General features: G+C 61.1%; 28 protein-coding genes. 10 read left to right on the top strand and 18 right to left on the bottom strand.

Features of this window, described 5'->3' with window-relative positions; translation table 11 throughout:
• The first annotated feature begins 104 nt into the window (after nucleotides 1-104).
• Nucleotides 105-1607 carry a hypothetical protein gene (locus KIT08_05245; GenBank protein ID UYN90642.1) on the top strand — a complete coding sequence of 501 codons (1503 nt, stop codon included), beginning with the start codon at nucleotides 105-107 and terminating at the stop codon, nucleotides 1605-1607.
• A 37-nt stretch (nucleotides 1608-1644) separates the two neighbouring features.
• On the opposite strand, the gene KIT08_05240 is transcribed toward KIT08_05245, so the two are convergent.
• Nucleotides 1645-2019 (bottom strand): VOC family protein, encoded by a 375-nt coding sequence (locus KIT08_05240; GenBank protein ID UYN90641.1) that lies wholly within the window; start codon nucleotides 2017-2019, stop codon nucleotides 1645-1647.
• 60 nt (nucleotides 2020-2079) lie between these two features.
• Between KIT08_05240 and recO the strand changes: the two genes are divergently transcribed.
• From recO to KIT08_05225, 3 genes are read left to right on the top strand one after another with little or no spacing between them, the layout of a single operon-like run.
• Nucleotides 2080-2853 carry a DNA repair protein RecO gene (recO, locus tag KIT08_05235; protein UYN90640.1) on the top strand — a complete coding sequence of 258 codons (774 nt, stop codon included), beginning with the start codon at nucleotides 2080-2082 and terminating at the stop codon, nucleotides 2851-2853.
• Nucleotides 2854-2862: 9 nt separating this feature from the next.
• Nucleotides 2863-3258: a VOC family protein gene (locus KIT08_05230; protein ID UYN90639.1), complete on the top strand. Its 396-nt coding sequence runs from the start codon at nucleotides 2863-2865 to the stop codon at nucleotides 3256-3258.
• A 6-nt stretch (nucleotides 3259-3264) separates the two neighbouring features.
• Nucleotides 3265-4023, top strand: a complete 759-nt coding sequence (locus tag KIT08_05225) for a DUF4239 domain-containing protein (GenBank protein ID UYN90638.1) — start codon at nucleotides 3265-3267, stop codon at nucleotides 4021-4023.
• Nucleotides 4024-4472: 449 nt separating this feature from the next.
• On the opposite strand, the gene KIT08_05220 is transcribed toward KIT08_05225, so the two are convergent.
• The 4 genes from KIT08_05220 to KIT08_05205 form a co-directional block, all read right to left on the bottom strand.
• Entirely contained in the window at nucleotides 4473-6398 is a 1926-nt protein-coding gene (locus KIT08_05220) for an ABC transporter ATP-binding protein (protein UYN90637.1), read from the bottom strand.
• A complete protein-coding gene (locus tag KIT08_05215) occupies nucleotides 6398-6742 on the bottom strand; it encodes a nitroreductase family deazaflavin-dependent oxidoreductase (GenBank protein ID UYN90636.1) in 345 nt (114 codons plus the stop codon). Before KIT08_05215 ends, KIT08_05220 begins: the two co-directional genes overlap by 1 nt.
• A gap of 9 nt (nucleotides 6743-6751) precedes the next feature.
• Nucleotides 6752-7231, bottom strand: a complete 480-nt coding sequence (locus KIT08_05210; GenBank protein ID UYN90635.1) for a response regulator transcription factor — start codon at nucleotides 7229-7231, stop codon at nucleotides 6752-6754.
• Between the two features lie 161 nt (nucleotides 7232-7392).
• A complete protein-coding gene (locus tag KIT08_05205; GenBank protein ID UYN90634.1) occupies nucleotides 7393-8415 on the bottom strand; it encodes a trypsin-like peptidase domain-containing protein in 1023 nt (340 codons plus the stop codon).
• A 226-nt stretch (nucleotides 8416-8641) separates the two neighbouring features.
• On the opposite strand from KIT08_05205, the gene KIT08_05200 reads away from it, so the two are divergent.
• Complete coding sequence (locus KIT08_05200; GenBank protein ID UYN90633.1) at nucleotides 8642-9139, top strand: peptidylprolyl isomerase; 498 nt, start codon at nucleotides 8642-8644, stop codon at nucleotides 9137-9139.
• A 43-nt stretch (nucleotides 9140-9182) separates the two neighbouring features.
• Here KIT08_05200 and KIT08_05195 read toward each other — a convergent pair whose 3' ends face one another.
• From KIT08_05195 to KIT08_05165, 7 genes are all read right to left on the bottom strand, one after another.
• On the bottom strand, nucleotides 9183-10061 hold the full coding sequence (locus tag KIT08_05195; GenBank protein UYN90632.1) for a hypothetical protein: 879 nt from the start codon (nucleotides 10059-10061) through the stop codon (nucleotides 9183-9185).
• A 74-nt stretch (nucleotides 10062-10135) separates the two neighbouring features.
• Nucleotides 10136-10894, bottom strand: coding sequence for an FHA domain-containing protein (locus tag KIT08_05190; protein ID UYN90631.1), 759 nt, complete (start codon nucleotides 10892-10894; stop codon nucleotides 10136-10138).
• A 70-nt stretch (nucleotides 10895-10964) separates the two neighbouring features.
• The gene (gene lipB / locus KIT08_05185) at nucleotides 10965-11723 is read right to left on the bottom strand and encodes a lipoyl(octanoyl) transferase LipB (protein UYN90630.1); all 759 of its coding nucleotides are present in this window, start codon (nucleotides 11721-11723) and stop codon (nucleotides 10965-10967) included.
• 3 nt (nucleotides 11724-11726) lie between these two features.
• On the bottom strand, nucleotides 11727-13127 hold the full coding sequence (locus tag KIT08_05180) for an FAD-binding oxidoreductase (protein UYN90629.1): 1401 nt from the start codon (nucleotides 13125-13127) through the stop codon (nucleotides 11727-11729).
• Nucleotides 13124-13906, bottom strand: coding sequence for an SDR family NAD(P)-dependent oxidoreductase (locus KIT08_05175; GenBank protein ID UYN90628.1), 783 nt, complete (start codon nucleotides 13904-13906; stop codon nucleotides 13124-13126). Before KIT08_05175 ends, KIT08_05180 begins: the two co-directional genes overlap by 4 nt.
• A 78-nt stretch (nucleotides 13907-13984) precedes the next feature.
• The gene (locus KIT08_05170; protein UYN90627.1) at nucleotides 13985-14473 is read right to left on the bottom strand and encodes a zf-HC2 domain-containing protein; all 489 of its coding nucleotides are present in this window, start codon (nucleotides 14471-14473) and stop codon (nucleotides 13985-13987) included.
• Nucleotides 14470-14952 carry a sigma-70 family RNA polymerase sigma factor gene (locus tag KIT08_05165; protein ID UYN90626.1) on the bottom strand — a complete coding sequence of 161 codons (483 nt, stop codon included), beginning with the start codon at nucleotides 14950-14952 and terminating at the stop codon, nucleotides 14470-14472. Before KIT08_05165 ends, KIT08_05170 begins: the two co-directional genes overlap by 4 nt.
• A gap of 87 nt (nucleotides 14953-15039) precedes the next feature.
• Here KIT08_05165 and KIT08_05160 point away from each other — a divergent pair, with 87 nt between their 5' ends.
• Both KIT08_05160 and KIT08_05155 read left to right on the top strand, forming a co-directional pair.
• Nucleotides 15040-16236 (top strand): hypothetical protein, encoded by a 1197-nt coding sequence (locus tag KIT08_05160; GenBank protein ID UYN90625.1) that lies wholly within the window; start codon nucleotides 15040-15042, stop codon nucleotides 16234-16236.
• A 44-nt stretch (nucleotides 16237-16280) separates the two neighbouring features.
• On the top strand, nucleotides 16281-17354 hold the full coding sequence (locus KIT08_05155; GenBank protein ID UYN90624.1) for an alanine--glyoxylate aminotransferase family protein: 1074 nt from the start codon (nucleotides 16281-16283) through the stop codon (nucleotides 17352-17354).
• 41 nt (nucleotides 17355-17395) lie between these two features.
• Here KIT08_05155 and KIT08_05150 read toward each other — a convergent pair whose 3' ends face one another.
• Both KIT08_05150 and KIT08_05145 read right to left on the bottom strand, forming a co-directional pair.
• Nucleotides 17396-17797 carry a phage holin family protein gene (locus KIT08_05150; protein UYN90623.1) on the bottom strand — a complete coding sequence of 134 codons (402 nt, stop codon included), beginning with the start codon at nucleotides 17795-17797 and terminating at the stop codon, nucleotides 17396-17398.
• 18 nt (nucleotides 17798-17815) lie between these two features.
• Nucleotides 17816-18475, bottom strand: a complete 660-nt coding sequence (locus KIT08_05145) for a response regulator transcription factor (GenBank protein UYN90622.1) — start codon at nucleotides 18473-18475, stop codon at nucleotides 17816-17818.
• Between the two features lie 75 nt (nucleotides 18476-18550).
• On the opposite strand from KIT08_05145, the gene KIT08_05140 reads away from it, so the two are divergent.
• Entirely contained in the window at nucleotides 18551-19936 is a 1386-nt protein-coding gene (locus KIT08_05140) for a GAF domain-containing sensor histidine kinase (GenBank protein UYN90621.1), read from the top strand.
• Here the strand turns inward: KIT08_05140 and KIT08_05135 are convergent.
• Entirely contained in the window at nucleotides 19914-21206 is a 1293-nt protein-coding gene (locus tag KIT08_05135) for an acetyl-CoA hydrolase/transferase family protein (protein UYN90620.1), read from the bottom strand. The genes KIT08_05140 and KIT08_05135 overlap by 23 nt on opposite strands.
• Nucleotides 21207-21422: 216 nt before the next feature.
• On the opposite strand from KIT08_05135, the gene KIT08_05130 reads away from it, so the two are divergent.
• Nucleotides 21423-21989, top strand: coding sequence for a DoxX family membrane protein (locus KIT08_05130; protein UYN90619.1), 567 nt, complete (start codon nucleotides 21423-21425; stop codon nucleotides 21987-21989).
• A gap of 39 nt (nucleotides 21990-22028) precedes the next feature.
• Here the strand turns inward: KIT08_05130 and KIT08_05125 are convergent, their stop codons facing one another.
• Together KIT08_05125 and KIT08_05120 are read right to left on the bottom strand one after the other, a co-directional pair.
• Nucleotides 22029-22442: a CoA-binding protein gene (locus KIT08_05125; GenBank protein ID UYN90618.1), complete on the bottom strand. Its 414-nt coding sequence runs from the start codon at nucleotides 22440-22442 to the stop codon at nucleotides 22029-22031.
• The gene (locus tag KIT08_05120) at nucleotides 22439-23413 is read right to left on the bottom strand and encodes a GNAT family N-acetyltransferase (protein ID UYN90617.1); all 975 of its coding nucleotides are present in this window, start codon (nucleotides 23411-23413) and stop codon (nucleotides 22439-22441) included. The genes KIT08_05125 and KIT08_05120 overlap by 4 nt, the downstream gene beginning before the upstream one ends.
• A 45-nt stretch (nucleotides 23414-23458) precedes the next feature.
• Between KIT08_05120 and KIT08_05115 the strand changes: the two genes are divergently transcribed.
• Complete coding sequence (locus KIT08_05115) at nucleotides 23459-24298, top strand: LysM peptidoglycan-binding domain-containing protein (GenBank protein UYN90616.1); 840 nt, start codon at nucleotides 23459-23461, stop codon at nucleotides 24296-24298.
• On the opposite strand, the gene KIT08_05110 is transcribed toward KIT08_05115, so the two are convergent.
• Complete coding sequence (locus tag KIT08_05110; GenBank protein ID UYN90615.1) at nucleotides 24295-25317, bottom strand: hypothetical protein; 1023 nt, start codon at nucleotides 25315-25317, stop codon at nucleotides 24295-24297. The two genes, KIT08_05115 and KIT08_05110, sit on opposite strands and share 4 nt — an antisense overlap.
• Between the last annotated feature and the right edge of the window lie 166 nt (nucleotides 25318-25483).

Here is a 25483-nt window from a genome sequence, read left to right as displayed (position 1 = left end):
GGGAGCTGCTGCTTCTGGGCCTGGGGGCGATAGCGGCGGGCGTTTGGGCCTACGCCCAAGCCGATTTTAATGGCAATGAATTTGACACCCTGCTGTACCTGAATGTGGCCATGTTTCCGCGTGCGGCGGGGGCTATCCTCAATCGTTATGCGCACGTGTACTTGCAAAAGCTGTTCCTTTTTGTCTTCCCTGACCCAATTAGCGCGGTCAAGGGGCTGTGGGTGTTTGAATTTATTGCTACAGCTGTACTTGTTTACCTGTGTGCCAAGCTTCTGAACGTTAAGAACAAGGCTAGTACCCCGATCTTGGCGCTGCTCTTGTTTCTGGCGCAAAGAAAACTGTATGCAACGGCCGGGGCGCCATTGATTGAATTCACCCTGGTCTTGTTTCTTTGCCTGGGTATTTTTGTTTACTTGCTTTACTTGAATTCGCCCAAACGTTCGCCGTGGAGCTTGTTCGCGCTCGGCCTGGTGCAGCTGCTGCTGTTTAAAACCAAGGAATCCGGTCTGATCTTTGCCCCAATTGTGCTTGCGGCCGCCTATGTTTACCGCGATGGGTGGCGCCCGCGAGTGAGCGGGTTGTTATGGGCCGGGGTTGGGTTCGTGGCGGGCTGGGCCGCACTGATGCTGTTGGATGCGTGGTTCCTGGGGGATGCGTTATTCAGCCTGCGCCCAGACAACTGGAGAGAGCTGATCCGCTTCAACCTAACCATCGTCTACCCCGAGCGGTCTCCGTTGAGCTGGTACGACGTGATGCTCGCCACCGCATTGGCTAGCCCAATCCTGCTTTCCATTCTCGCCCTGTGGGATGATCAGACACCGCATGATTGGGCGCGCCGAATGATCTGGCTGCTGCCTATCTTTTTGGTGCTCTTTTTGAGCGTGACCGCCTACCGGGCCGCGTTCCCTCAAAACTTCCGTTACGTGTATCCCAGCTTTGCGCTGTTCGCCATTACGGGCGCGCAGTTCTTTGGCGGCGGCAAGAATGAGGCGCGCTATCTCAAGCTGATCCTCCTGTCTCTTCTCATTGGCGCGGCGCTCTACTACCTGATTGTGCCGGCCATGGTCAATGAAGCTCTGCGCTGGACCCAGGCAACACTCGTTAGCAATATCTTGCCGAGTTTTTTAATGTCCTTCGTTTTATTGGCCCTGCTATTGCCCGAGTTGTTCGGTATTTCAAGGAGGCTACTTGTCGTGCCTCCGCTTGTAGTGCTGATGTTCCTGCCGGCGTTGCATGCCCCGGTAGAGTTCGCCACCGCGCGCGTGCATGCCGAGAACTTCTATTCCCCCTACACCATCTTTGGTTCGAGGATCACTGCTCCCAGAGACGCGAGTATTTTCGTAACCCAGGGTGTGTACCGCGAATACGCAATGCTTGGCAGGGATTCGGGCAGTGTAGAGAACTACTTTGAGGCTTACTTTGATACCCAGGTTGGCCAGGTTGGCTACAGCAACAATTTAGAGGATTTTCTGCTTGTGGCGTATGACTATGGGTTCGTGTTGCGCTCTGAGGTTGAAGCCAGCAGCTTTGAAGACGATCTACTTTTGGGCGGGTACAGCATTTTCGAGGATGCGCGGACCGAGGTCTTGTTCCTAAGTCGAGATTGATTGCATCTAAAACTCCCGCCAATAGGCAGGAGTTTTGCTAGCGATGCTGATCGATCAGGATGGTGTTGCCGTCCGGGTCCAGCACTACAAGATGCCCTGGACCGCTGGCTTTCTCGGTGTCAACCTCGGTTTGCAGCTCGAGGCCACTTTGCTTCAAGCTGCTTTGGATGTCACGCACATCGGTGAACTCCGTCAGTTCTTTGGCATTCTGGTCCCAGCCCGGGTTGAAGGTTATGAGGTTGTCCTCGAACATGCCCTGGAAGAGGCCGATGGTCGCAATCCCGTTCTGCAGCATAAGCCAGTTGTCATCCTGATTGCCGCCAAAGACGGTAAAGCCCAATTTTTCGTAGAACTCACGCGAGGCCTTAATATCCTTCACGGCCAGGCTGATCGAAAACGCTCCAAGTTTCATGGTGATCTCCTTTGATTGCAAACAGTATATAGCACGCGCCGCGTGGCGTAGAATGCTTGCATGGCACGTGAAGCCCGCACCCAGCGCGTAGAGGGCATTGTGTTGAAGCATGCTGATTTTGGCGAGGCGGACCGCCTGGTGACCCTGTTCACGCGCGAGGAGGGCAAGCTGCGCGCGATTGCCAAGGGGGCGCGCAAACCCGGCTCACGCAAGGGCGGGCACCTGGAGCCCTTCACGCGGGTGAGCCTGCTGCTGGGCAAGGGTCGCGAGATCCCGGTGGTGGAGCAAGCCGAGGCGGTGGAGCTGAATGCGGCGTTGAGCAGCAACCTGGTGGCGCTGGGCTATGCCGCGTATGTGGTGGAGCTGGTGGATAAGTTCAGCGCCGATCACGACGAGAACCGCGGCGTGTACCGCCTGACGCGGGATACCCTGCAGCGGCTGGCCGGCGGCGAAGACCTGCAGCTGGCGGTGCGCTTTTTTGAAGTCAAGTTGCTGGAGCAGATGGGCTTCCGCCCGCAGCTGCAGCAGTGCGCCGCCTGCGGCCAGGAGATCCAGCCCGAGGACCAATACTTCTCGTTTGAGCTTGGCGGAGCGCTGTGTCCGCGTTGCGGGCGCAGACCCGCAGGCGCGGCGGTCAGTTTGCCGCAGCGCATCAGCCTGGGGGCGCTGAAGGTGCTGCGCCACCTTCAGCGCAGCGACTATGCCACGGCGCGGCGGGTGCAGCCCAGCCCGCCGGTGCAAGTTGAACTAGAATCGCTGATGAACCTGTATGTCTCGTATCTGTTGGAGCGTAGTTTGAATACGCCCAAGTTCTTGCGCCGCGTGCGCAAGTAAGGAGTCTGCATGGAGCTGACCCACACCCGTTTGTTGGTGAATGATATTGAGACCTGCCGCGCGTTTTATGCTGAAACGCTGGGGCTTGGCGAGCCCGCCGTCAAGGTGGAAGGCATCTACTATGAATTTGTGGCTGGCCCAGGCCGCTTGGGGCTGTATGCGCGCGAACTGATGCAGAGCGTTGGCGGTGTGGCACAAAAAGCCCGCAGCGGGGACCAGGCCGCGGACAAGTCCGCACTGACCTTCCGCGTGGCGGACGTGGACGCGGCCTATGCGGAGCTCAAAGGCCGCGGTGCAAACTTTGTGACCGAACCGCACAACCAGGATGCCTGGGTGCTGCGCGTCGCACACCTGCGCGATCCCGAGGGCAACCTGATCGAGATCAATGCATCGCTGAGCAGCTAAGGACACATGAAACGCACACTGGGTACCGCATTCTTATTTGCCGTCACCATGGCAGGCTTGTTCAGCCTGCTGCGCCAATGGTTCCATACTGAAACGTTCTTTCCAGAGGCGAGCGCGCTGAGCGGCTTCCTGACCGTCTTCGGCTCGCTATACAGCATCCTCACCGCCTTCGTGATCCTGGAAGTGTGGAAGCAATATAACAACATTGCCGAGCTGATCGACCAGGAGGCCCAGGGGTTGGAGCAGCTGTATGGGTTGACGGTGTATTTTCGCGATGACAAACTGACCGCACAGACCAAAGAGGCCATCAAGGAATATGCCTCGTTGATCATTGAGGGCCAGTTTCGCAAACTCGGCGGGCGTGACCGCACGACCCGCAGCAGCAAGTCCTTCGAGCGCATTGCGGAGATCATCAGCCATGTCCACTTCAATGATGACCATGACTCGGTCGTGTTCAACCAGGTGCTGGAGCACTACCGCCAGATGGCGCGCACTCGCACCGAACGCATCAACAAAAGTGTGCGGCGCCTGCCGGTGCTGCTGAAATCGTTTATCTACATTGCTTCGTTCTTTACGCTGCTCACGTTCTCTTTCATGCCGTTCTCCACTTCGCATTATGGTGCGCTGGCGATGCTGGTGATCAGTTTCCAGCAGATCATGATCTTCTTTATCATCGAAGGGCTGGATAACCCGTTCGTGGGCCACTGGCGGCTGACGCCGGAGCCATATGAGCGGCTGGTACGGCATTTGGAGGAAGTGGAATAGCTGTTGGCTGTGTCATTCTGACCGGGTTTGTGCATCCTACACGAGAACGCTAAAACCTGACCAGGGAAGAATCCTTATTGTCACATCTTCCATATAAGCCTGATATGCTCAACACTCATCTGGGTTCCCTCGCTTCGCCCCACACAACAAAAAAAGACAAAAAAAAGAGACCCAGATCTGATCAGGCCTCTTTTTTTGCCTGTGCCGCCGCCCACTTGCTTGACAGCGTTCCCCAATTCGCCAACATCGTTCCCCATCCCTGCTACAGTCTCAGCGCTTACCCGCACAATTGTTTTTTTGGGGGGTTTCCAAATGTTGCCTATTGCTCGCGCTACCCATAAGCCTGCTTGCAACCCGAAAAGTTTTAACCAATTCGTCGGAAAGTTAAAAGTGCAAACTTTACGGGGAGAACAATTAACCTGGGTGCAAACTTTGCGTTACAGCTTATATCACCGGGCGCTCAGCTGGCCGGTGCTCTCCAGCGCGTGGCGGAACTGCGTCTCGTACAGCTCAGCGTACAGGCCATCCAGGGCCAGCAGCTCCTTATGAGTGCCTTGCTCTACCAGCTTGCCAGCCTGCAGCACCAGAATGATGTCGGCGGCCAGGATGGTTGACAGGCGATGGGCGATGACCAGCGAGGTGCGGCCCTTCATCAGCGGCAGCAGAGCAGCCTGGATCAACGCCTCGGACTGCGAGTCGAGCGAAGACGTCGCCTCGTCCAGGATCAGGATGCGTGGGTCCTTGAGCACCACGCGGGCGATGGAGAGGCGCTGCTTCTCGCCGCCGCTCATACGGTAGCCGCGCTCGCCGACCACGGTGTCATAGCCCTGGGGCAGCCCGGCGATCATGTCGTGGATGTTGGCGGCCTTGGCGGCGGCTTCCATCTCGGCTTGGGTGGCGTCAGGCTTGGCGTACAGCAGGTTGGCGCGCACCGTATCGTGGAACAGGTAGCTCTCCTGCGTCACCATGCCGATCTGTTCGGCGAGGCTGACCTGGGCCAGGTCGCGCAAGTCATGCCTGTCGAGCAGGATGCGGCCATGGGTGGGGTCATACAGGCGCGGCAGCAGGTACGTGGCGGTGGTTTTGCCGGAGCCGCTGGGGCCGACCAGGGCGGCCAGCTGGCCGGGCTGGATCTCAAAGCTCACATCTTCCAGCGCGTAGCGTCGGGTGGGCACGATCTGCTGCACCTCGTCCTCTTCGCCACGGCGCGGCGGCACCTTCAGCAGCGGCTCTTCATTCTCTTCGACGTAACTGAAGGACACATTCTCGAACTGGATGTGGCCTTCGGCCCGTTTGATGTGCTTGGCGTTGGGCTTGTCCTGGATGTCTATGGGCAGATCCAAAAATTCAAAGACCCGCTCGAAGCTAACCATGGACGTGGCGAATTCGACCTGGACGTTGGAAAGGGCCGAGATAGGCCCATACAAGCCGAAGATGTAGGCCACGAAGGCTACGATGCTGCCGGAGCTGATAGAGCCTTGCAGCACAAAATAGCCGCCGCCCCAGAAGATGAGCACCATCCCGATGGAGCCAGCCAGCTCGAGCCACAGCGAGAACCAGCGGGCGATCATGGCGCGGCGCAGGCCAATATCGCGCACGTTCTGGTTGATGCCGCGATACTTCTCGCGCTCCTGCGGCTGGCGGCCAAAGGTCTTGGCCAGCAGAGCGCCGCTGATGCTGAGCGTCTCGCCCACGATGACCGACATGTCGGCGTTGTAGTTCATCGCCTCGCGGCGCACATCGCGCAGCACGCGCCCAACCCGGCGGGCGGGCAGCAGGAACAGCGGCACGACCGCCAGCGCCATCAGGGTGAGACGCCATTCGATGGCGAGCATGATGCCCAGCGTGCTGAGCAAGCGCACCGCGTTGGTGAGGATGCTGGGCACGGTGCTGGTGATGGCGTTCTGGGCGCCCACCACGTCCTCTTCGAAGCGCGAGATGATGAGGCCGGACTTGGTGCGCGTGAAGAAGTGCAGGCCCATGCGCTGCAGGTGCTCGTACATGCTTTGGCGCAAATCGTAGATGATGCCTTCGCCAATGCTGGCGTTGAGGTAGCGCTGGCCCACGCCGATGAGGCCGCTGACCAGCGGCACGGCCAGCATGAGCAGGCCGAGGATCATCAGGCGGTGATAGTCCTGATTAGGGAGCACATTGTCGAACAGGTCGCGATACAGCAGCGGGGGCAGCAGGTCCACCGCGGAAGTGATGATGATCGCCACCAGCATGAGCGCCAAGCGCTTGAAGTACGGCCGTGCATAAGCCCATACGCGGCGCAGCAGCTCGCGGTCAATCGGTGCTTTGGCCGCCTGCTCGTCGTAAGAAAGGAAGGTGCGCCAGCCGCGGCCGCCGCCCCCGCCTCCACCACCGCCGCGCATCAGGCAGCCTCGTGGTGCAGCACCACCATCGGGATGGTGCGCTGGGTCTTGCGCTGGAAGCCCTCGTAGTGGGAATTGCGCTGGCTCAATTCCTCCCATAAGGTGGCGCGCAGCTTTGGCCCGGCGATCTTGGCAGTGGCGTTGTAGCTGTCCTTACCGATCTTGACGTGCACGGCCGGGTTGGCCTTGAGGTTGAGGAACCACTGAGGGTGTTCATCTTTGCCGCCATAGGAAGCAATGATGACCGGCTTGTCTTTGTGGAAGAAGCAGTACAGCTCCACCCAATGGGGCTTACCGGTGACCCGGCCGACAGTTGTGAGGTGAATGATCTTCATCCCGCGCATAGGTAAATTCTATAGCACCAGCAAGCCCAGACGGGCTGCACGGCGCACGGCCTCCGTTCGGTTGGTGACGCCAAGCTTGGCGTAGATGACAGAGCTGTGGAACTTGACGGTGTGCTCGCTGATGCCCAGTTGCAGAGCGATCTGCTTATTGGCCAAACCTTCGGCGAGGAGTTGCAGTACGTCGAGCTCGCGTTCGGTGAGCTCTTCGGCCAGCACTTCGTCTGGGTTGGGCACAGGCGCCAGTGCGGCTGGCAGCAGGGCCGGCGTTGTGGTGATCAGCCCGGCGGCAAGGGCGCTGATGGCGGCGGCCAGCTCGTCTTCGCTGCAGTCGGGCGGCAGCCAGCCCCAGCTACGCGCTGGCAGGGCGGCCAGCCCGCGGGCCGCGTCTTGCTGCTCACTGAACAGCAGAACTGCTGGCGGCAACTCAGCCTGTGCCAGAGCCTGAGAAAGCTCAGGTTCTGGCAGTTCATCGGCGGCGATGAGCAGCACGTCAATGCGCTCGGTCGCCTCGTCGAGGATGGTTTGAAGCGCGGCTGCCTCCGCAGCTATGCCGATGTGCGCCGCGCTGCTTAACAGCGCGCGCAGGCCGCTGCGCAGTGCGGGCGCAGCGGCCAGGATGGCGATGTACAGCGAGGGTTCGGGCTGCCGAGCTATCGGCGCCCCCAGCCGCGCATGCGGCGGCCCCAGGCCAGTTGATGCATGCCGTGACGCCCAAACGGGCGGCGGCCGAACGGGCGCTTGCCACCGCGCCCGTGGCGGCCCCAGCCGGGGCGGCCGCGGTGCGGCGCTTCGGCGCGCTCGCTCAAGGTCACCTGGACGGTTTGCGATGTGCCGCCGCGCAGGTATTCCAGCGGGGTGGGCGTACCCACCACGCCGCTGTTGAGCTGCACCATCAGGTCATCATGGTCACGCACGGGCTGGCCGGCGAAACCCACGATGATGTCGCCGACCATAAGGCCGGCGGCTGCGGCGGGGCTCTCCGGCTCGATGCCGGCGATCAGCAGGCCGCTGGCTTGCTCGCTGGGCACTTCGACCCATTGGCTGCGCACGCCCAGGTAGCCGCGCTTGATGCCGCCATGCTGCTGGATGGATTTGGCGATCTTCCAGGCCTGTTTGGCGGGGATGGCCAACAGGCTGCCCCAGCCGAGACCGGACGTGTTGATGCCCAGCACGCGGCCTTCAGCGTCCACCAGCGGGCCGCCGGAGAAGCCAGGATAGGCTGTGGCGTCCGTGCGCAGGTAGCTCTCGATCAGGCCGCCGCCATGCGTGCGCAGCGGGCCGCCGATCGCGCTGAGGATGCCGAAGCTGGCTTCCACGCTGCTGCCGGGGCGGCCGAGCGCGAGGGCGACCTGGCCGACCTGCGGCTGCTCGTTGACTTCGGCGGGTGTGCCGACCGCGTCAACCAGCTTGAGCACGGCCAGATCACTGTTGGGGTCGCGCCCCAGCAGTTCGGCGCCCAGGGTGGTGCCGTCTGCCAGGGTGACCTGGATGTCGGCTTCCTCGCGCACGGTGTGGCTGGCGGTGAGCATCAGCCCGGGCTCCACCACTACGCCGGTGGAGGGCAAGCGGCGGCGGGCATGCACCGTAACGATGGATGCATTGGCCGCCTGCGTGGCCTGGACCAGCGAGTTGGAGAGCCCCGTAAGGCTTTGGTTGTTGTTTGCGTCTTTCATAAGACTCCTTTCATGATAGCGGGACATTGATAAGGTTGCCAGCCAACCGGTATAGCTGACAAATGTGTTGTGTCCCTGCAATGTAGAGTCTATAGATTTCCCCGTTCTGCCACATCCGCCGTTTGGGTAGGTGGCGGCTAGACGATAGCATAGGCTAATTTTTCGCGCATGTTAGAATCATTTTCATAGTCGGCGCTTATCCGGCTGTGTAGATCAAGGAGACGAAATGAGCGAACCGACTGTTGTAGCCAAAGACGTAGTGGTCAGCATGGCTTACAAGCTGACTGTGGATGGAGAAGTGCTGGACGAAGCCGGCAAGGATGATGCCATCCAATTCTTGCATGGCCACCGCAACATCATTCCTGGGCTGGAGAATGAACTGACTGGGCTGAAGCTGGGTGACAGCAAAAAAGTAAGCGTTCAGCCCGAAGAAGGCTACGGCCTGACCGATAGCGAAGAGATCGAAGAGATCTCGCTGGAAGACTTCCCCGAAGGCATTGTGCCGGAGATCGGCATGGAGCTGGAAGTGAAGGACGAAGACGGCAATGACCTGTACGGCCGCGTGCTGGCGATCACTGACGACACCGTCACGATGGACTTCAACCACCCGTTGGCTGGCAAGACCCTGGACTTTGAAATCACCGTGGTGGGCCTACGCAATGCCACCGAAGATGAGCTGGCGCACGGGCATGTCCACGGCCCCGAGGGCCATCACCATCACTAGACCGAAACTGAATATTTAGAAAAAATAACCCGCCGACGGCGGGTTATTTTTTTGTCTGCCACCAATTGAGTACACGTAGGGCGCGCAAGGTGTTGCCGCGGCCGGGCTTGTTTGCCGTCTCGTACTGGAAGAAGTGTTTGCCGGCCTGCATGCGGTGCTGCGGCCAGCGGCCATCTGCGTCGCGGGCGGCCAGCAGCAGGTTAATAGCATCTTGAGCGCGCGGATCCGGCTTGGCGCCTGAAACGGCAATGACTTCGAGGCCTTTCAAGAAGTCATATTGCCACTGTGGCAGGAATGGAAACTTCAGGAAACGTTCACTGATCACTTCGCCGGTGCGATGAGAACGATAGAGCCGGTGCTGGAGCAAGAACTGGCGGCCGTCGGACTGGGCTTTTGCAACAGGTAATGTGCTTTTTGGAAACGCCTGTTTATACTCCCATAATCCTTCAAGGACAGAGCACGTGGTGTGAAGGGATGCATGAGTGTCTCCCTGCCATTGGCGACAGTTCCAGCCGCCGTCAGCCATCTGACGGGCAAGCAGGAAAGCGGCCATGGTGTGGAGGCGGGGTTCTTTAAGGTGGAAATATGAGAGCATGCCCAGTAGCATGCCGACGATGCAAATGTCTGGGTGCCCAGGGTGAGTGTCTTCGGGAAAGTCTTTGCCCACGTTGGTTAGCAGACTGCTGTTGAGCAGCAAATAACTGGCTTTAAGTGCCTGGGGGTGTTTGGGCGGAAGGCCGAGACGTTTGAGGGCAAGCAAAGTGTAGTGTGTTGAGATGTACTTCGGGGAATAAATCCCTGCTCCCCAGGTGCCTTTTTTGTCCTGCCTTGCCAACAGGCGGGCGCCCCAACCCTCTTCGGCTACTTTGTTGCGCTCGCGCTGCCAAGTGGTGGGTTTGGCATTCAGCAGGTCGCGCTGCACCTGCCATCGAATGGCGGGGTCGCCATCCAGCAGCCATGCGCGCAAAGGCATCTCGATTTTCATTCTTCGTGGGGTCAGCGGCAGGCAGCGATCATTCCGCCAAAAACATCACACCACAGGAAATTGGCGTCGACGTACCAGAGGAACGCCGTGGTGGCGCAGACGCCGAGCAGCAGCAGGGCCAGGCAGCCCAGGATCATGTTATTGCTGAAGCGCGGGCCTTTGCGGCGCGAGCGACGTGAGCTGGTGGGCGGCGCGGCTGGCTCTTCTGCATCGTATTGCAGCGGGTCTACAAAATTGCGGGCGGCCGCCATGCGCACCGCCACCGGCTCGTCTGGCCGCGAAGGCGGCGGCAGCGGAGGTTGGCTGGCGGCCGCAGGGCGGCCAGATGGCGATGCGGAAGCGGAGCGGCGCTCTGGTGTTGGCGCGGCCGGCCGATCTTCAAGGGATGGAAGGCTGGCTGTGGGCGGTGGGGGCACCACGCTGCGACGCGGCGGGCTTACGCTCGGCGGTGTCGTCTCCAGTGTATTGAGGTCAAGCTCGTAGCGCAGCGTGACCACTTCGCCCAGGCGGATCTCGTCGCCGGGGCGCAGAACGGTGATGGTACGCACGCGCTCGCCGTTGACGAAGGTGCCATTGGTGGAGCCCAGGTCCTCCAGCACGAAGCCACCGCTCTGGGCAATAAGGCGCGCGTGGCGGCGCGAAACTTCAATATCCTGAATGGGCAGATCACTGCCGGGGTCACGGCCGATGATAAAGCTGTCTTTGGACAGACCCGTGCGCTGGCCGGGGTTTGGCCCGGCCTGGATGACCAGACTGAAATTTGTCGCCATGCGCGTGAGTGTATAGGATTCGTGTTTTGACTGTCAAATCAAACGATTGACAAGTTTGTTTGGATAGTTGCTAGATTATCAGACTGCCTTCGTTGACCTGCAGCTCGTAGCCGAAGACCTGGCTGAAGGCAGCCATGACCTCTTGAACCACGCGCTCCATATCAGGCTTGTCGTTGAGCAGGTATTCGAGGCTGATCTGGTTCTGGTTCTCCAGCCCGCAGGCGATGATGCCCTGCCAATAGCTCATGTCTGGCATAACATTGAGGGCAAAGCCGTGGCGCGAGACGCCCTTGGCATCGACCTTGACGCCGATGGAGGCGATCTTGCTGGGCGCCTGCAGCAGATGCGGCGGGCAGTGCACGCAGCGCGAGGCCACATCCGGCTGCACCCATACGCCGGTTTGGCCTTCCACCTGGCCGGTGGGGATGCTGAGCTGGGCCAGCGCCTTGATCAGGGTCTTCTCTAAGTTGCGCAGATAGGCAATGTAGTCGACCTTGGGGATGCGCGGGTTGCCGCTGGCCGGGTCTGGCGTCACATCGCCGAGCGGCAGCAGCGGGTAGCCCACCAGCTGGCCGGGGCCGTGATAGGTCACATCGCCGCCGCGGTCAACCCAGTGCACATCCACCTGCTGCTCCTGCAGGCGGGCTTGCTCCCACAGCAGATTCTCGGCCTGGCCGCGGCGGCCAAAGGTGTACACGTGCGGATGCTCGAGCAACAGCAAGGTCGGCGGGTGCTCGCCGCGGGCGATCTGCTCGGCGAGTTGATTTTGCAAGTTCCAGGCCTTTTTGTATTCCACCAGGCCCAGGCGATATACCTGACAGGTCTTCATCGGCTAGTCAGCAAAGCAACGCCGGAACAGATCGTGCTGCAAGATATTGGTAGGGTCGGCATTGCGCTTCAACTCCTTTAGAGCAGCAATCGTATCCTCTCCCAGAAATTTACGCGTGTACTCGGCGGAGAGCATGCCATCTTTGGCGAAGTAGAAGCGGCCGCCATTGGCGAGCACAATGGCGTCCATTTCTTCGGCCAGCGTTACCAGGCGGGCAGGATCGCGCGGTACGCGGAAATCCAGCGCCAGTGAAAAGCCGTCCACGGCGTGCGAGAGCAGGAACTTATCCGGCCGGTGGCGCTTGAGCACCGCCAGGTAGGGCGGCAGGCCGTGACGCTGAGCCAGCTCGAGAATTTGGCGGAAAGTGGACTCGGCCGCCGCGGCGGGCACAAAACTTTGGTGCTGAACGAGCCCCGTGCGTCCATAGATGCGTTCCCAGCCCGGAATGTAATCTAGCAGAAAGTTGAATTCCACCAATGATTGCAAATAGGTCTTGTTGTTGAGCAGCAGACGGTCGGCGGTGTATTTGGCGAAGTTGACCAGACCCACTCCGAAATTGTTGACGAACGGCGCCATCAGCGGCGGCAGCGCGCCTTTGGGGATGCCCATGATGCTGGCGGGCAGGTCCAGTTCGGTCTGCTGCGGGGCATCGTCGCCGGCATGCAGGTAGCTGGCGCGGTGCAGCTGGCCGCGGCCGAGTGAACTGCCGCGGGCGGCGGCATCCAGCCAGCCCACGATGTAGTCCTCGTCTTTGTTGGCATCCACCGCGGCCAACATGCCGGCCAGGTGTGGTTGGGTCCAGGCGGTAACGCGCACATGGCTGGAGTGCACCTTCTTGAGTTGCAGCGTGATGGAGGTGAAGATACCCAGCAACCCCATCCCGCTGATCATGGCGTAGAAGAGCTCGCTGTTCTGCTGGGGGCTGCAGGTCACCTGCTGCCCGGTGGGCAAGAGGGCGGTGAATTGCAACACATGCTCGCCGATGGGGCCGGCCTGCCAGTTGTTCTTGCCGTGAATGTTGGCCGCCAGGCAGCCGCCCAGCGTGGGGAACATGGTGCCGGGCACCACCGGCGGCCACCAGCCGTGCGGTAGGGCGTGCCGCCACAACTGCTCGATGGTGACGCCGGGCTCGGCGGTGATAGTGCCGGTTTCGGCGTCCCAGTCAAGGATGCGGGTCAGCCCACCCAGCTCGAGCACAATGTGGCCGGCGTTGAGGGCCGCATCGCCGTAGCTACGGCCCGAGCCGCGCAGGCCTATGGTGAGGCCGGCGGCCTGCGCCTGCTCGAACAGCGCGGGCAACTCATCTGTGTGCTGGGGGCGAAAGACATAGGCCACACGCTTGAGCGAGTGGCCGAAGTTCTCCAAACCGGCTGCATTGTGAAGCAGGGGGGGCGCAGAACTCAAAAGGAGAGTCTCCGAAAAATAAATGATGGCACATTGCGCACCGCCAGCATCAACCAGCGCCACCACCCGGGCACGTACACAACCTGCTTGCGGCCTTTGATGGCTTTCCAGACGCCATCGGCGCATTGCTGCGGGCTGATGACGCCAAAGTTGCGCGGGGCATTGGCCAGGATCTGGGTGTCGACAAAGCCGGGGCGCACGGTAAGCACATGCACGCCGTGGCGGCTGAGACGGTTGCGCAACGCTTCGAGATAGGTGTCCAGCCCGGCTTTGGAGGCGTTGTAGGCTGGGTTGAGCACGCGGCCGCGGTCGCCGGCCACGGAAGAGATGCCCACCAGGTGGCCGCTGCGCTGTTTTTGGAACAGCGCGCCCACCTGGCCCAGCCAGGCCACGCCGCCAGCCAGATTGACCGACAGCATGTTCTGGTCCTTTTCAAGGTCAAACTCGTTGATATCCACTTTTGGCATGACGCCCGCACAGTAGATGAAGACATCCAGACCGCCAAGATTGGTCACTAGGCGTTGCAGCATGGCAGGGATCTCGTCGAGCTTGGTGACATCGTGCGCGTAAGGCAGGGCGCGGGTTTCGCCGCCTACATTAAGCTCGTTGGCGAGTGCCTGCAGTGGCTCAGGGCTGCGCGAGAGGGCGGCGACCACAAAGCCTTCGGCGGCCAGGCGGCGCACCAATGCGGCGCCGATGCCGGAGGAAGCGCCGACGACGACGGCGCGCTTGCGCCGCGTCAGCGGCGCTTCGGGCGGGAGAGGTGTTTGGGCAGTCATGGCGCGTCAATTATGCCATTGCCTGCCCAAAGGCAGCTAATAAAGGCAGTAGTCACCTGCTGCCTTTTTGGCTTGGAGCTATTTGTTCTTTGAAGAACCGCTGAGCAGGTCTGCGACGATGTTGACGATCAGTTCTGAGAAAAGCACAGACACCCAGAGTACGACCGCCACCGGCATCAGGCTGCGTACCAGTTGCGGAAAACCCTGGGCCAGGAAGGTGACCGAGTTGCCATCAAACCAGAATAAAAAGATGGCCAGGGTGGCGAAGATAGCGCCACCGATGAGTGCGCTGCGCACGCTCGACAGCAGGCGGGCACGTGAAAAGCTGCGTTTCTCAAGTTGCTGCGGGTCGCTCGGCGAGTTAAGTTCGAGCAAGTTGTCCAGCTCACGGTCCAACTGTTGCAATCCAAGATCCACAGTTTCTCCTTTGGTGAGTGAAGCGGCCAGACGACGCAAGGAAGCATCCTTTGCCAGGTGGTCTTCAACCAGTTGCCGGCTCTGAGGGCTGAGCTCCCCGGCCGCATAGAGGGGTAGCAGGTCCAGAATGACTTCGCGTTCAACGTTCATGTGTTCTCCTGTTCGGCGCGTGCCATGAATAGTTTTAGGCGCGCCCGGTGTACAGTGACTTTGGCGGCCGAGAGGCTGATCTTGAGCGTTGCGGCGATCTCGGCGTAGCTCAATTCTTCCTGTGAGCGCAGCAGTAAAGCGCTGCGCTCCCGCTCGCTGAGCTGGCTCAGGGCCAGTTGCAGCCAGGCCATATGGTCGGCGGCCTCGGTGATGGTGTGCAGCGGCTGGTTGGCGGCTCGCAAACTCTCGGGCAGGTCAACCTCACGGCGGTGCCGCCGCCGGTCAGCCAGGTAGAGATTGCGTGTGATCGCAAAGAGGTATGCACGCAGCGTAGGCTCGCGCAGGTGGTCCAGTCGCAGCCAGGCGCGGGTGAACGTTTCGCTGGTCAGATCCTGAGCCATTTGCTCGTCCTGGCAGAGCCAGTAAGCAAAGCGCTGCACGGAGGCAGCATAGCGCTCATACACCTCATGAAAGTCCATTTGCCCGTCCTGGAGTATATGCATAGCAACCCGAAAAAGTTACAAGGGAACCTTCATTTGATGAGCGGTGTATTCCAGGTGAGGTGCATGATGAAAAACCCACTGCGTATATTTGCCGCCGCGCTGGCGCTGCTGCTCGTCTTCTTTTCGCTGCCGTTGTGGCTGCCACAGCTGATGGCGCCCACCGCGGCCGCCAGCGCCCCGAGCTTGCAAGGCGACCCTGTACTGCTGCTATGGAGCAACGACTGGCAGATGGATAGCGAGGTGAGCGCCGCCGGCCCGCGCCTGGTGGCCTGGCAGCCGGATGGCGAGCTTGCCTGGACACTGGAGACCGGCTATTCCTATGGGGCGGTGGTGGACGGCCAGCACGCTTACCTTGTGGAGGACCCGGTGAGGAATGCATATGAGCCAGAGGCTTTGCTGCAATTGAGCGTGGTTGACCTGCTTACTGGCGAGCGCATTAGCCAAATGGCCTTGCGCGGCAACTTTCTCGCTAATCTGAGCTCTGGCGCTCCCGTACCGGTATTGGTACTGGATGGCACGCTGTATTTCACCAATCAACGCCAGGACAGCAACCTGGCCGCCTATGACCTTGCCAGCCAAACGCTGGATGAGGCACGCTACGACCTGTGCGAGCGCGGCTACCCGGTGGAGTTTGAATACTTGGCCAGCCAGCATGCCATGGTGAGCCTTTGCATTGAGTTTGGTGATGAGATGCAGGCTTACCTCACGCGGGTGTCACTCGCTGATGGAGAGCAGCACAGCCTGGAGTTGCTGAACATGACCGTGAAGGAGCATTATTCGGCCAACGGGCTGGTGGTCGGCCCGGATGGGCGCGTGTATGTGCTCAATAGCAGCGACTACAGCATTATGGAAATTGACCCGGCCACCATGCAGACGTTGCGCCAGGCCAACTACAGCGAAGGCAAGCAGGAGCAGGGCGGCCTATTGCAAGCTGCCCTTGACTGGCTGCTGGAGCAAGCGGCCCGCCCGGCGCAGGCCAAAATGCTGTTCGCCGTCACGGCGCTCTCGCCGGATGGCAACCAGCGCGAGCTCTATGTGGTCGATCTGGCCAGCCTGCAAACGGTGCAGCGCATGCGCATGCCGGGCCTGGCTGCTGAGTTAGCGTTCGCCGACGCCGATACGCTGGTCGTGGTCTATCCAGGACAGCAGGAATGGTCCCAGGCCGCCGCGCTGGATCTGGATACGGGCGAGCATGCGGTGCTGCCCATCCCCGCGTTCGGCTATCTGCGCGAGTTGTTCGTGCTGGCGGGGCAGCGCTAAGCGGCCGTTTGTTACAATCGCCTCTGATATTAATCGGAGGACGAATGGGCCATCTATTTATTCCCGGGCCGGTAGATGTAGACCCGGAGATTGCTGCAGAACAAACCCGCGCCATGCTGCCGCACCGCAGCGCGCAGTTCGAGGAGATCTTCCGCCGTGCCAGTGAGAACGCACAGAAGATCTTCTTCACCAAGTACCGCGTATTTATCAGTGCTTCGTCCGGCACCGGCTTCCACGAGGCCGCCGTGCGCAACTTTGTGAACCAGGATGTGTTGTGCTGCGTCAACGGCGCGTTCGCTGAGCGCTGGAAGCAGGTGGCCGAGAGCAACGGCAAGCAGGCTGATGTGCTGAGCGCTGACTGGAAAGAACCGATCGCGCCTGAGCGAGTGAAGGAGGCACTGAGCCAGAAGAAGTACGAAGCCATTCTGGTGGTGCACAACGAAACCTCGACGGGTCTCGTCAACCCTGTAAAAGAGATTGCTGCAGTCGTGAAGCAGATCAGCCCGGATACGCTGATCTGTGTCGACGCGGTGTCCTCGCTGGGCGGCGACAAGATCGATATGGACGGCTGGGGGCTGGACATGGTGCTGACCTCGACCCAGAAGGCGCTGGCGTTGCCGCCGGGCATCTCGCTGGCGGCGGTGAGCGACCGCGCCATGGCCAAAGCCGAAACAGTCGCCCACCGCGGTTGGTACTTTGACCTGGTGCGCATGGAGAAGCACCGCCTGAAGGACAGCACGCCGGCCACGCCCGCCATCGGCCTGGTATATGCGCTGGATAAGCAACTGCAACGCATGCTGGCCGAGGGCCTGGAGGCGCGCTTTGCCCGCCACGCCGCCATGGCCGAGCTGACCCAGAACTGGGCCACCAGCCGCGGGCTGGAGCTGTATGCCCCCGAGGGCTACCGCTCGCAGACGGTCACCACAATCGACAACAAGCTGGGCATTGATGTCAGCAAGCTCAACGCCTTCCTGAGCGAGCGCGGCATGCGCATCGCCAACGGCTACGGCCAGCTGAAGGGTGTGACCTTCCGCATCGGCCATATGGGCGAGCTGGGGCTCTCTGATATGGAAGAGTTGCTGGCCGCCATGGACGATTTCCTGGCGCAGAGTAAATAAAAAAAGCCCCGCATCTGCGGGGCTTTTTTTTGTGTATATGGTTAGTTGGGCTTCTTGGCGTGCACGCGCGGGCGGTTGTTGCCGTCCGGCAGGATGGCAAGTAGCACCATTTGCACCAGGCTGACGATGATCGCACCCAGGAAAGCGGAGGCAAAACCATCGTAGGTGAATTGCACACCGAACAGGTTGCTGAGCCAGGCAGTAGCCATGAACAACAAGGTGTTCACCACCAGGCTGAACAAGCCCAGGGTGAGCACGTACACCGGGCAGGTCAGCAATTTCAGCACAGGCGCCAGGAAGGCGTTGATGATGCCAAAGAACAGCGCCAGCAAGAGATAGGTGGTCCAGCTCTCATCGGCAACAGACAGGCCCGGCACAATCGCAATGGCAGCATACAGCGCCACGGCGTTGACTGCAAAACGAATAATCCATGAATTCTTCATAATGTATTGGTAATCTCCTTACTTGTCTAATGTAACATAATTGTCAATGCGATGTTTTACCGCATACGCGGCGGCCTCAGACCGGGTGGAAAGGGCCAGCTTGCTCAATATCGAACTGACGTAGTTGCGCACCGTTTTCTCACTTAGGAAAACTTGCTCAGCGATCTCTTTGTTACGCTTGCCCTGAGCCACCAGGGCAAGCACTTTGAGTTCCTGCTCGCTCAGCGGGGCAAACGCCTCGGATTCAGCTTTGCGGGTGGTCTCACGCATGCGCTTGAAGACCTGCTGGGTCACGGCGGGGTCCAGCAGTGATTCGCCGCGGCCGATCCGCTCCAGGGCGGTGATCAGCTCGCGGCTGTCGATTTGCTTGAGCACATAGCCTGATGCGCCGGCCGAGATGGCGTCAAACAGCAGCTCGTCGTCGGCAAAGGTGGTGAGCATCACCACTTTGGTTTCCGGGCGGGCGGCCATGATCTCGCGCGTGGCCTCGATGCCGCTTTTGCCGGGCAGGCGGATGTCCATCACCACCACATCCGGCTGGAACTCGGTGGCCTGGCGTATGGCCTCGTCGGCCGTGCCGGCTTCGGCCACAACTTCGAATTGGGGGTAATGACTGAGCAGGGACTTGATGCCCAGGCGCACCACCTCATGGTCATCAACAAGAAGAACTTTCAGCATGTGCTTTGTATAATTCCCTTAAGGATTATAGCATTTTGCAATGACCTGTCTTTTTAAACACCGAAACGGAGCTGCATGAGCACGCGAACGCTGCGCGGGTTGGCGATCCTGCTACCGCTGCTGTTCATGGTGGGCGTCATCTACGCCCGCCTTACCCTCGTTCCCCCTCAATATGCTCTCGAGGGCAACATCTTTGCCGTGGTGGCAGTAGCTCTCGGCTCAACCGGGTTCTCTATATTCTTTTTCAACATCATTGACCGGCGCGAGGAGGAGATCACCCAGCGCGGCCGCCAGATCGAGGCGCTGCATGAAGCTGCGCTGACGCTGACCGTGGAACTGAACCTGCAGGTCGTGCTGCAGAAAGTGGTCGATATCAGCCGAAATCTGCTGCACGCCAAGTACGGCGCCCTGGGCGTGGTGGAACGCGGCAGCACTACCATCCAGCAGTTCATAACGTCAGGGATCGACGCCGAGGCGCGGGCGCGCATCGGTGCGGCCCCGACCGGGCATGGTTTGCTGGGAGTGCTGATCAACCCCGAGGGCGGTGCCTTGATCATTAAGGATATTCGCAAGGACCCCCGCGCCATCGGTTTTCCGCCCAACCACCCGCCAATGAAATCGCTGCTGGGGGTGCCGATCAAATCCAAAGGGGAGATCTTTGGCAATTTGTATGTCGCTGACAAGTTCGTTGGAGAAGATGAGACGGAGGTCTTGCTCAACTTCAATGAAGACGACCGCCAGTTGCTCCAAAAATTTGCCACCCAGGCCGCGATCGCCATTGAAAATGCACAGCTGTACCGCAAGACGCAGGAGCTTACCGTGATCCAGGAGCGCGAGCGTTTCGGCATGGCGCTGCACGACGGCATCATGCAGTCTGTGTATGCAGCTGGCCTCTCGCTGCAGGAAGCCAAGTATGAGATTAGCACCAATACTGAGCACGCCGCCCGGCGCATCGACCAGGCGGTGGACAGCCTGGGTGAAGTGCTGCGCGATCTGCGCAACTACATCATGGGGCTGCGCACCGGGCGCTTTCAGGGGCAGGATGTGGCCACCAGCCTGGGCCAACTGGCAACGGAGTTGCGCGCCAATACCCTTATGAATGTTGTGTACGAAGCCCCGACAAAACTCAGCGTGATCCGCCTGGATGAAACCCGCACAGAGGAGCTGCTGCTGATTGCCCAGGAGGCGCTCAACAACATTCGCAAGCATGCCCAGGCCCGCAATGTGCTGGTGAGCCTCAAGGGCGAGGGCGACCAGGTGGTGCTGCGCATCGCGGACGATGGCATCGGCTTTGACTTTGAAACGGCCGCCGGCGGCGACGGGAACGGCTTGCGCAACATGCGCGAACGCGCCCGCAAACTGGGCGGCGACCTGGAAATTGATAGCGTGTCCAGCCAGGGCACGCGCCTGCGGGTGCAGATGCCGCTGCAGCCTGCGCCTACCAACCCTGCTGGCGCATAAAGTAGCGCAATTCCTCGCGGTGTTCCGGGTGGGCTACGTTGATCAGTTCGCTGGCCCGCTCGCGCACACTCTTGCCGTGCAAGGATGCGATCCCGTATTCCGTGACGACGTAATGCACATCGCCGCGGGAAGTGACCACGCCGGCACCCTCGCGTAGGCGTGGCACGATGCGCGAGATGTCGCCGCGGGCCAGGGAGGGCAGGGCCACGATGGCCTTGCCGCCTTTGGAGCGCACCGCCCCGCGGAAGAAATCCAGCTGGCCGCCGATGCCGCTATAAAAATAGCCGCCCACTGAATCCGCACACACCTGCCCGCTCAGGTCCACCTCGATCGCCGAGTTGATCGCGGTCATCTTGTGGTTCTGAGCGATCACAAACGGATCATTCACATAATCGGTAGGGTGCAGCTCGATCATGGCGTTGTCTTCCACAAAGTTGTACAGCCGCTGCGAGCCGAACAGGAAACCGGCCACGATCTTGCCGGGGTGCAGGGTCTTGGCTGTGTTGGTCACCACGCCCTGTTCCACCAGGTCCACCACGCCGTCGGAAAACAGCTCGCTGTGGATGCCCAGGTTGCGCTTGTTGCCCAGCTTGGCCAGCACCGCGTTGGGCAAGGCGCCAATGCCAAGCTGCAGCGTGGCCTCGTCAGGCACCAGGTCGGCCACCAGCTCACCGATCGTCTCCTGTTCCGGCGTGATCTCTTTGTGCACCGGCTCGGGCAGCGGGTAATCCACCGGTACCAGGTAATCAATATCGCTGACATGAATGAACGAGTCGCCCAGCACGCGCGGCATCTGCGGGTTGACTTCGGCGATCACCATGGTGGCCGCTTCGGCGGCCGGCTTGGTGACGCCGACCTCAACGCCGTAGGAGCAGAAGCCGTGCTGGTCAGGCGGGGAAACCTGGATGAAGGCAATGTCGAGTGGCAGCAGCCCGTCTCGAAAGAGCGCAGGCACTTCGGAGAGAAAGATCGGAATGTAATCGGCGCGGCCTTCGTTCACTGCTTTGCGGGCTGGCGCGCCGATGAACAGCGCCCGGTGGCGGAAGCTGCGCGTGAAGCGCGGCTCCAGGTAGGCGCCGCCGGCGAAGGTGAGCACATGCACCACTTCGACGTTCTCGAGCGCAGCCGCCCGGGCCACCAGGGCGCGCTCGATCTCCTGTGGGAAGCCCGCCCCGCCGCCCATATAGATTCGGGCGCCGGAGGGGATCTGGTGTACGGCCTCAGCCGGAGTGATGGTCTTTTGGGCGAATGCAGTATTGGCGGCGTTCATGCTCACATCATACAGAAAGCAGGCATCCTTGCCAGATGACGAATGTTGGTAAGTTTTGTATATTTATCCTGTGAGTAAGGTCCTCGGAAGGCCACTATCCCAGGGATCTTGGGACAGTATTTGGGCAATATGTCCCTAGTGTGTAAAGCGGCGCCAGCGTAAAGTGTTGGCAACTTTTTGGTCACGGTTTGCCGATACGCAAACCAGGAGGAAGATATGAGCTCTGTTGTGCAACGGGGTCGCCTGATCCAGGATCCCCCAATCGCTAAGTTTTTATTCAATGATCTGCGGATGGCATGGGTGTGGCTGGCTGTGCGTGTGTGGCTGGGCTACGAATGGCTGCAGTCTGGCCTGGGCAAGATCAGCAACCCGGCCTGGACCCAGACCGGCGAGGCCCTGAAGGGCTACTGGACCAACGCCGTAGCCATCCCGGAGACTGGCCGACCGCCAATCTCGTTTGACTGGTACCGTGATTTCTTGCAGTTCATGCTGGACACCGAGGCGTACACCTGGTTCGCCAAGCTCATTGCTTACGGTGAGGTGCTGGTGGGCATTGCCCTGATCCTGGGTGCCTTCACAGGCATTGCTGCCTTCTTCGGTGGCTTCATGAACTTCAACTTCATGCTGGCGGGTTCGGCCAGCACCAACCCGCTGCTCTTCGTGGCGGCGCTGGGCCTGATCATGGGCTGGAAGATCGCTGGGTACCTGGGTCTGGACTACTTCCTGCTCCCCTGGATCGGTACACCCTGGGGCAGGGAAGACGCAAAACCAAGAAAGAAGTGACGACTCTGTAAATAAAAAGAGGCCCGTATGGGCCTCTTTTTATTTACCGATCAAACTGCGATGATCCACCATGATGCAACGGTCCATCACCATCTGCAGGCCGGCGGCTTGCGCCGCCGCCGCTGCGGCTGCATCCTCCACGCCCACCTGGGACCATACGGCTTTGGCGCCGGCGGCGATGGCATCCTCCACCACGTCTTGCAAATGTTCAGAGCGGCGGAAGACGTCTACGATGTCGATCGGCACTGGCACCGAGGCCAGGTCTGGATACACAGGCTGGCCATCAATGCTGCTCAGCAGCGGATTGACCGGGAAGACTTGGTAGCCCGCCTGGCGCAGATAGCTGGCGATGCGGTAGCTGGTGCGGTACGGCTTATCGGAATGGCCGACCACGGCGATCGTGCGCGCGTTCTGCAGCAGCGCGCGCAGTTCATCTTGTGTGTGCAAAGTCAAGCAGAAACCTCCCATGGGTAGCGCATCCAGATCAGGGTGCGCAAGGCGGAGAAACCCGCCGCTTGCATGGCCTCGGCGGCCAGGCCGGCGGGATAGTTGAGCGCCAGCTTGCGGTCACGCCGCAGCTGGCGGCTGGCGCTGGCCAGCAATTGTGCCAGCGGGGGCTGCGCATCGTGCGGGTCGGCCGCCAGCCAGAGGCGGTCGGCCTCCAGCGTGGAGCTTTGCCAACTGAGCACGGCCTGCAGGCGGTCGCCGTGGACGGCGCTCCAGTGCACCGTGCGCGGGTCGCCGAACAGGCGCTGCAGGCTGGCTTGCCAGCCTGGGCGCAGGGCGCTGGTCTTGAGCGGCAACTGCCAGCGAACATCGGCGGGGTAGAGCGCATCCAGCCAGATGTTTTGCATGCCCCAGTCGGCATCGATTCGTTTGCGGATGCGTATGGAGTTTGCCGCCGGGGCGGCCTGGGGCAAGCCGCGCCAACTGGTGCGGCGCATCTTTTCCACAAAGCCCAGGCGGCGGTAGAGATTGACCGCGGTCTCGTTGTTTTGGTCCACTTGCAGCCAGGCTTCGGCGCGGCCGCGGCTGCGCACATCCTCCAGCGCGGCCTGGGTCAGCAGGGCGGCAATGCCGCGCCCGCGGTGGTTGGGATGCACGGCCACATTGGCGATGAGGTAGCGGGTGCGGCTGCCCAGGTGCTGCGGGATCAAGCTCAGGTTGCCCACCAGCACGCCGTCCTCCACCCACACCATGCCCATCAGCGGCGCGTCAAGGTCGGCGGGTTGGGTCGGCAGCCAGCGCCCGGCGCGGGCGGCCTGGCGCATCTGGCGGATGTACTGGTAACCATCCGAATCCAGCGTGGGGGCAAAGCACAGCTCCACCAGGTCAGCCACGGCCAACAGGTCTCGGCGGGCATCAAAGGGACGTAGGTTGGCGGGGCGGGTGGAAACGGGAAAATGGGCAGCGCTGGCGCTCATGGGACGCTCAATTCAATTATAGTGCCGCGTTGATATAATCCTTTTATGCGCATAGGTAAAGAGCTTCTAAAGAAGCTGCCCCTGCTTCTGATGCTGGCAAGCCTGCTGGCGGTGGTGGCCCTCTCGGCCTGGCCGAGCCAGGCGGCAGCCTCTCCCTTGTTTCAATCTACGCCGCAACCCCTGCCTGAGCCAGGCCCGGATGGGCGTATTTTGTATACTGCCCTGCCGGGCGATTCCCCGTGGTTGATCGCAGGAAAGTTCAATATTCCTATCGAGCAACTGCGCATTTTGAACGGCTGGGGACCGGACAAGGTGCTGCAGGAAGGTGAAACCGTGGTGCTGGCGACTGCCGCGCAGACCACGCCCACTGCTCCAGAACCGACTTCCGAAGTGGTTGCCACCAGCACACCCGAAGGCACACCCGGTACCGGCACCATCTGTGTGCTGCTGTTTGACGACGTGAATGGTGACGCCATGCGCCAGGATGCCGAACTGGGCATCCCCGGCGGCGCGGCCAGCGTCAGCGAGCGCACCGGCCTGGCCTCACGCCAGGGCGATACGCTGGCCCAGCTGGATGCCACCACCGGCCTGCCGCAGGCCGTGTGCTTTGATGACCTGCCGGGCGGCGAATACACCGTGAGCGTGGCCGCCCCGCAAGGCTTCAACCCCACCACCGCCCAGAGCGCAACCATCCAGCTCAGCCCGGGCGATGAGACCAGCCTGAACTTTGGCGCCCAAGCCGGTTCCTCCGGCGGGTTCAACATTCTGACGCCGGAAGAGGGCGGCCCGCCGTCTCCGTTGATGGGGCTGCTGGGGATTGTATTGGTCGTGGCAGGTGGCGGGCTGGGTTTCTACAGCTGGCAGCTCTCGCGCCGCCGCTTCTAAGCCAATTCCGAATACAGTGCTTTGAGTGCAGCTTCAAAAGCGTCCGCCGTCCAGCGGGCGCTTTTTTGTGCGGCCTGTTGCTCCAGCGCGGCGCGCACACTCTCTTCGACCACAACGGTGATGATGGCCGCGCCCAGGCTGCGCGTATCCCCGGCGGGCGCCAGGTAGGCGGCTGAGCCGGCCATCGTCTCGGTCAGTGGCTCCTGCAGCGCCACGATCGCTTTGCCGTAGGCCAGCGCCTGGCGCAGGCTGCTGCCCCACGCTGGCGGCGGCTCAGGGTGAATGAGAGCGGTACAGCTTTGGATGAGCGCGTGCAGTTCGGTTGGGCTGGGCTGGATGGTTTGCACATAGTCCTGCACATCGAAAATAGGCAGCTGGCTCTGCAGCCAGGCGTCCTGCTGCGCGTCCAGGCCAGCGATCAGGAGCGGGTACAGCTCGCCGATGGAGCCCGCCGCCCAGGTCCACGCTTTGAGCAGTGGCAGCAGCGCTTCGGGCTGGCCAGAGCCGTGGTACAGCAAATATTCTTGCGGAGTGTTGGCGGGCAACGCGGCCTGCGTAACAGGCGCGGCGACCGGCGGCAGCGTATTGAGCACGCCGGAATGAGCCGGGGCGGGCAGGTCGCTCGGCCACAGCAGGCGCGCGCGCGCCAGGCCGCCGCTGGCCTGGGCGGCCGCCATGCGGCCGCGGGCAGCGGGGCTAGCCGCGTATTCAGCCGGACTGGCCAGGGTGGGCACCTTGCCCAGCAGCGACGCGGCGCGGGCGGTGGTGTGGATGACTGTCGCGCCGTGCTCTACGGCCAGGGCCTGCAGGCGGCTTTGCTCCCAGTCGCCACGCTCGCGCGGGGTGGCGAGCAGGGTCTGCACGCGGGCAGGCAGCGGCTCGCTGATCGCACCGGGCAGGGCCAGCAGCAGTTCGGCCTCGGTGGGCGCGGCAGCCAGCAGCTCACGCAGGTGAGCGGCTGCCGCGCCCAGTGAGGCGTGGGTCAGCGGCCAGCCGTCGTAGAGGATGCGCGGGGGCATACAGGGATAGTAATTGGTAATTGCAATTACGGGCTAGTTTCAGTTGCTTGACAATCGGCTTCATCAAACCTGCCAACCAACATTCTCTGCTATAAGCCCCGCATGGGTATGCCAGGCTTGGAAGAGAAAAAGTTGTTAGTAATAACTTTTAACCCCCACCCATATT

It is taken from the genome of Anaerolineales bacterium (assembly GCA_025808555.1).
In the GTDB taxonomy this organism is placed as follows: Bacteria; Chloroflexota; Anaerolineae; order Anaerolineales; family UBA11579; genus JAMCZK01.
The sequence above is the reverse complement of the archived record's forward strand: the minus strand, read 5'-3'. Positions and strand labels throughout refer to the sequence as shown.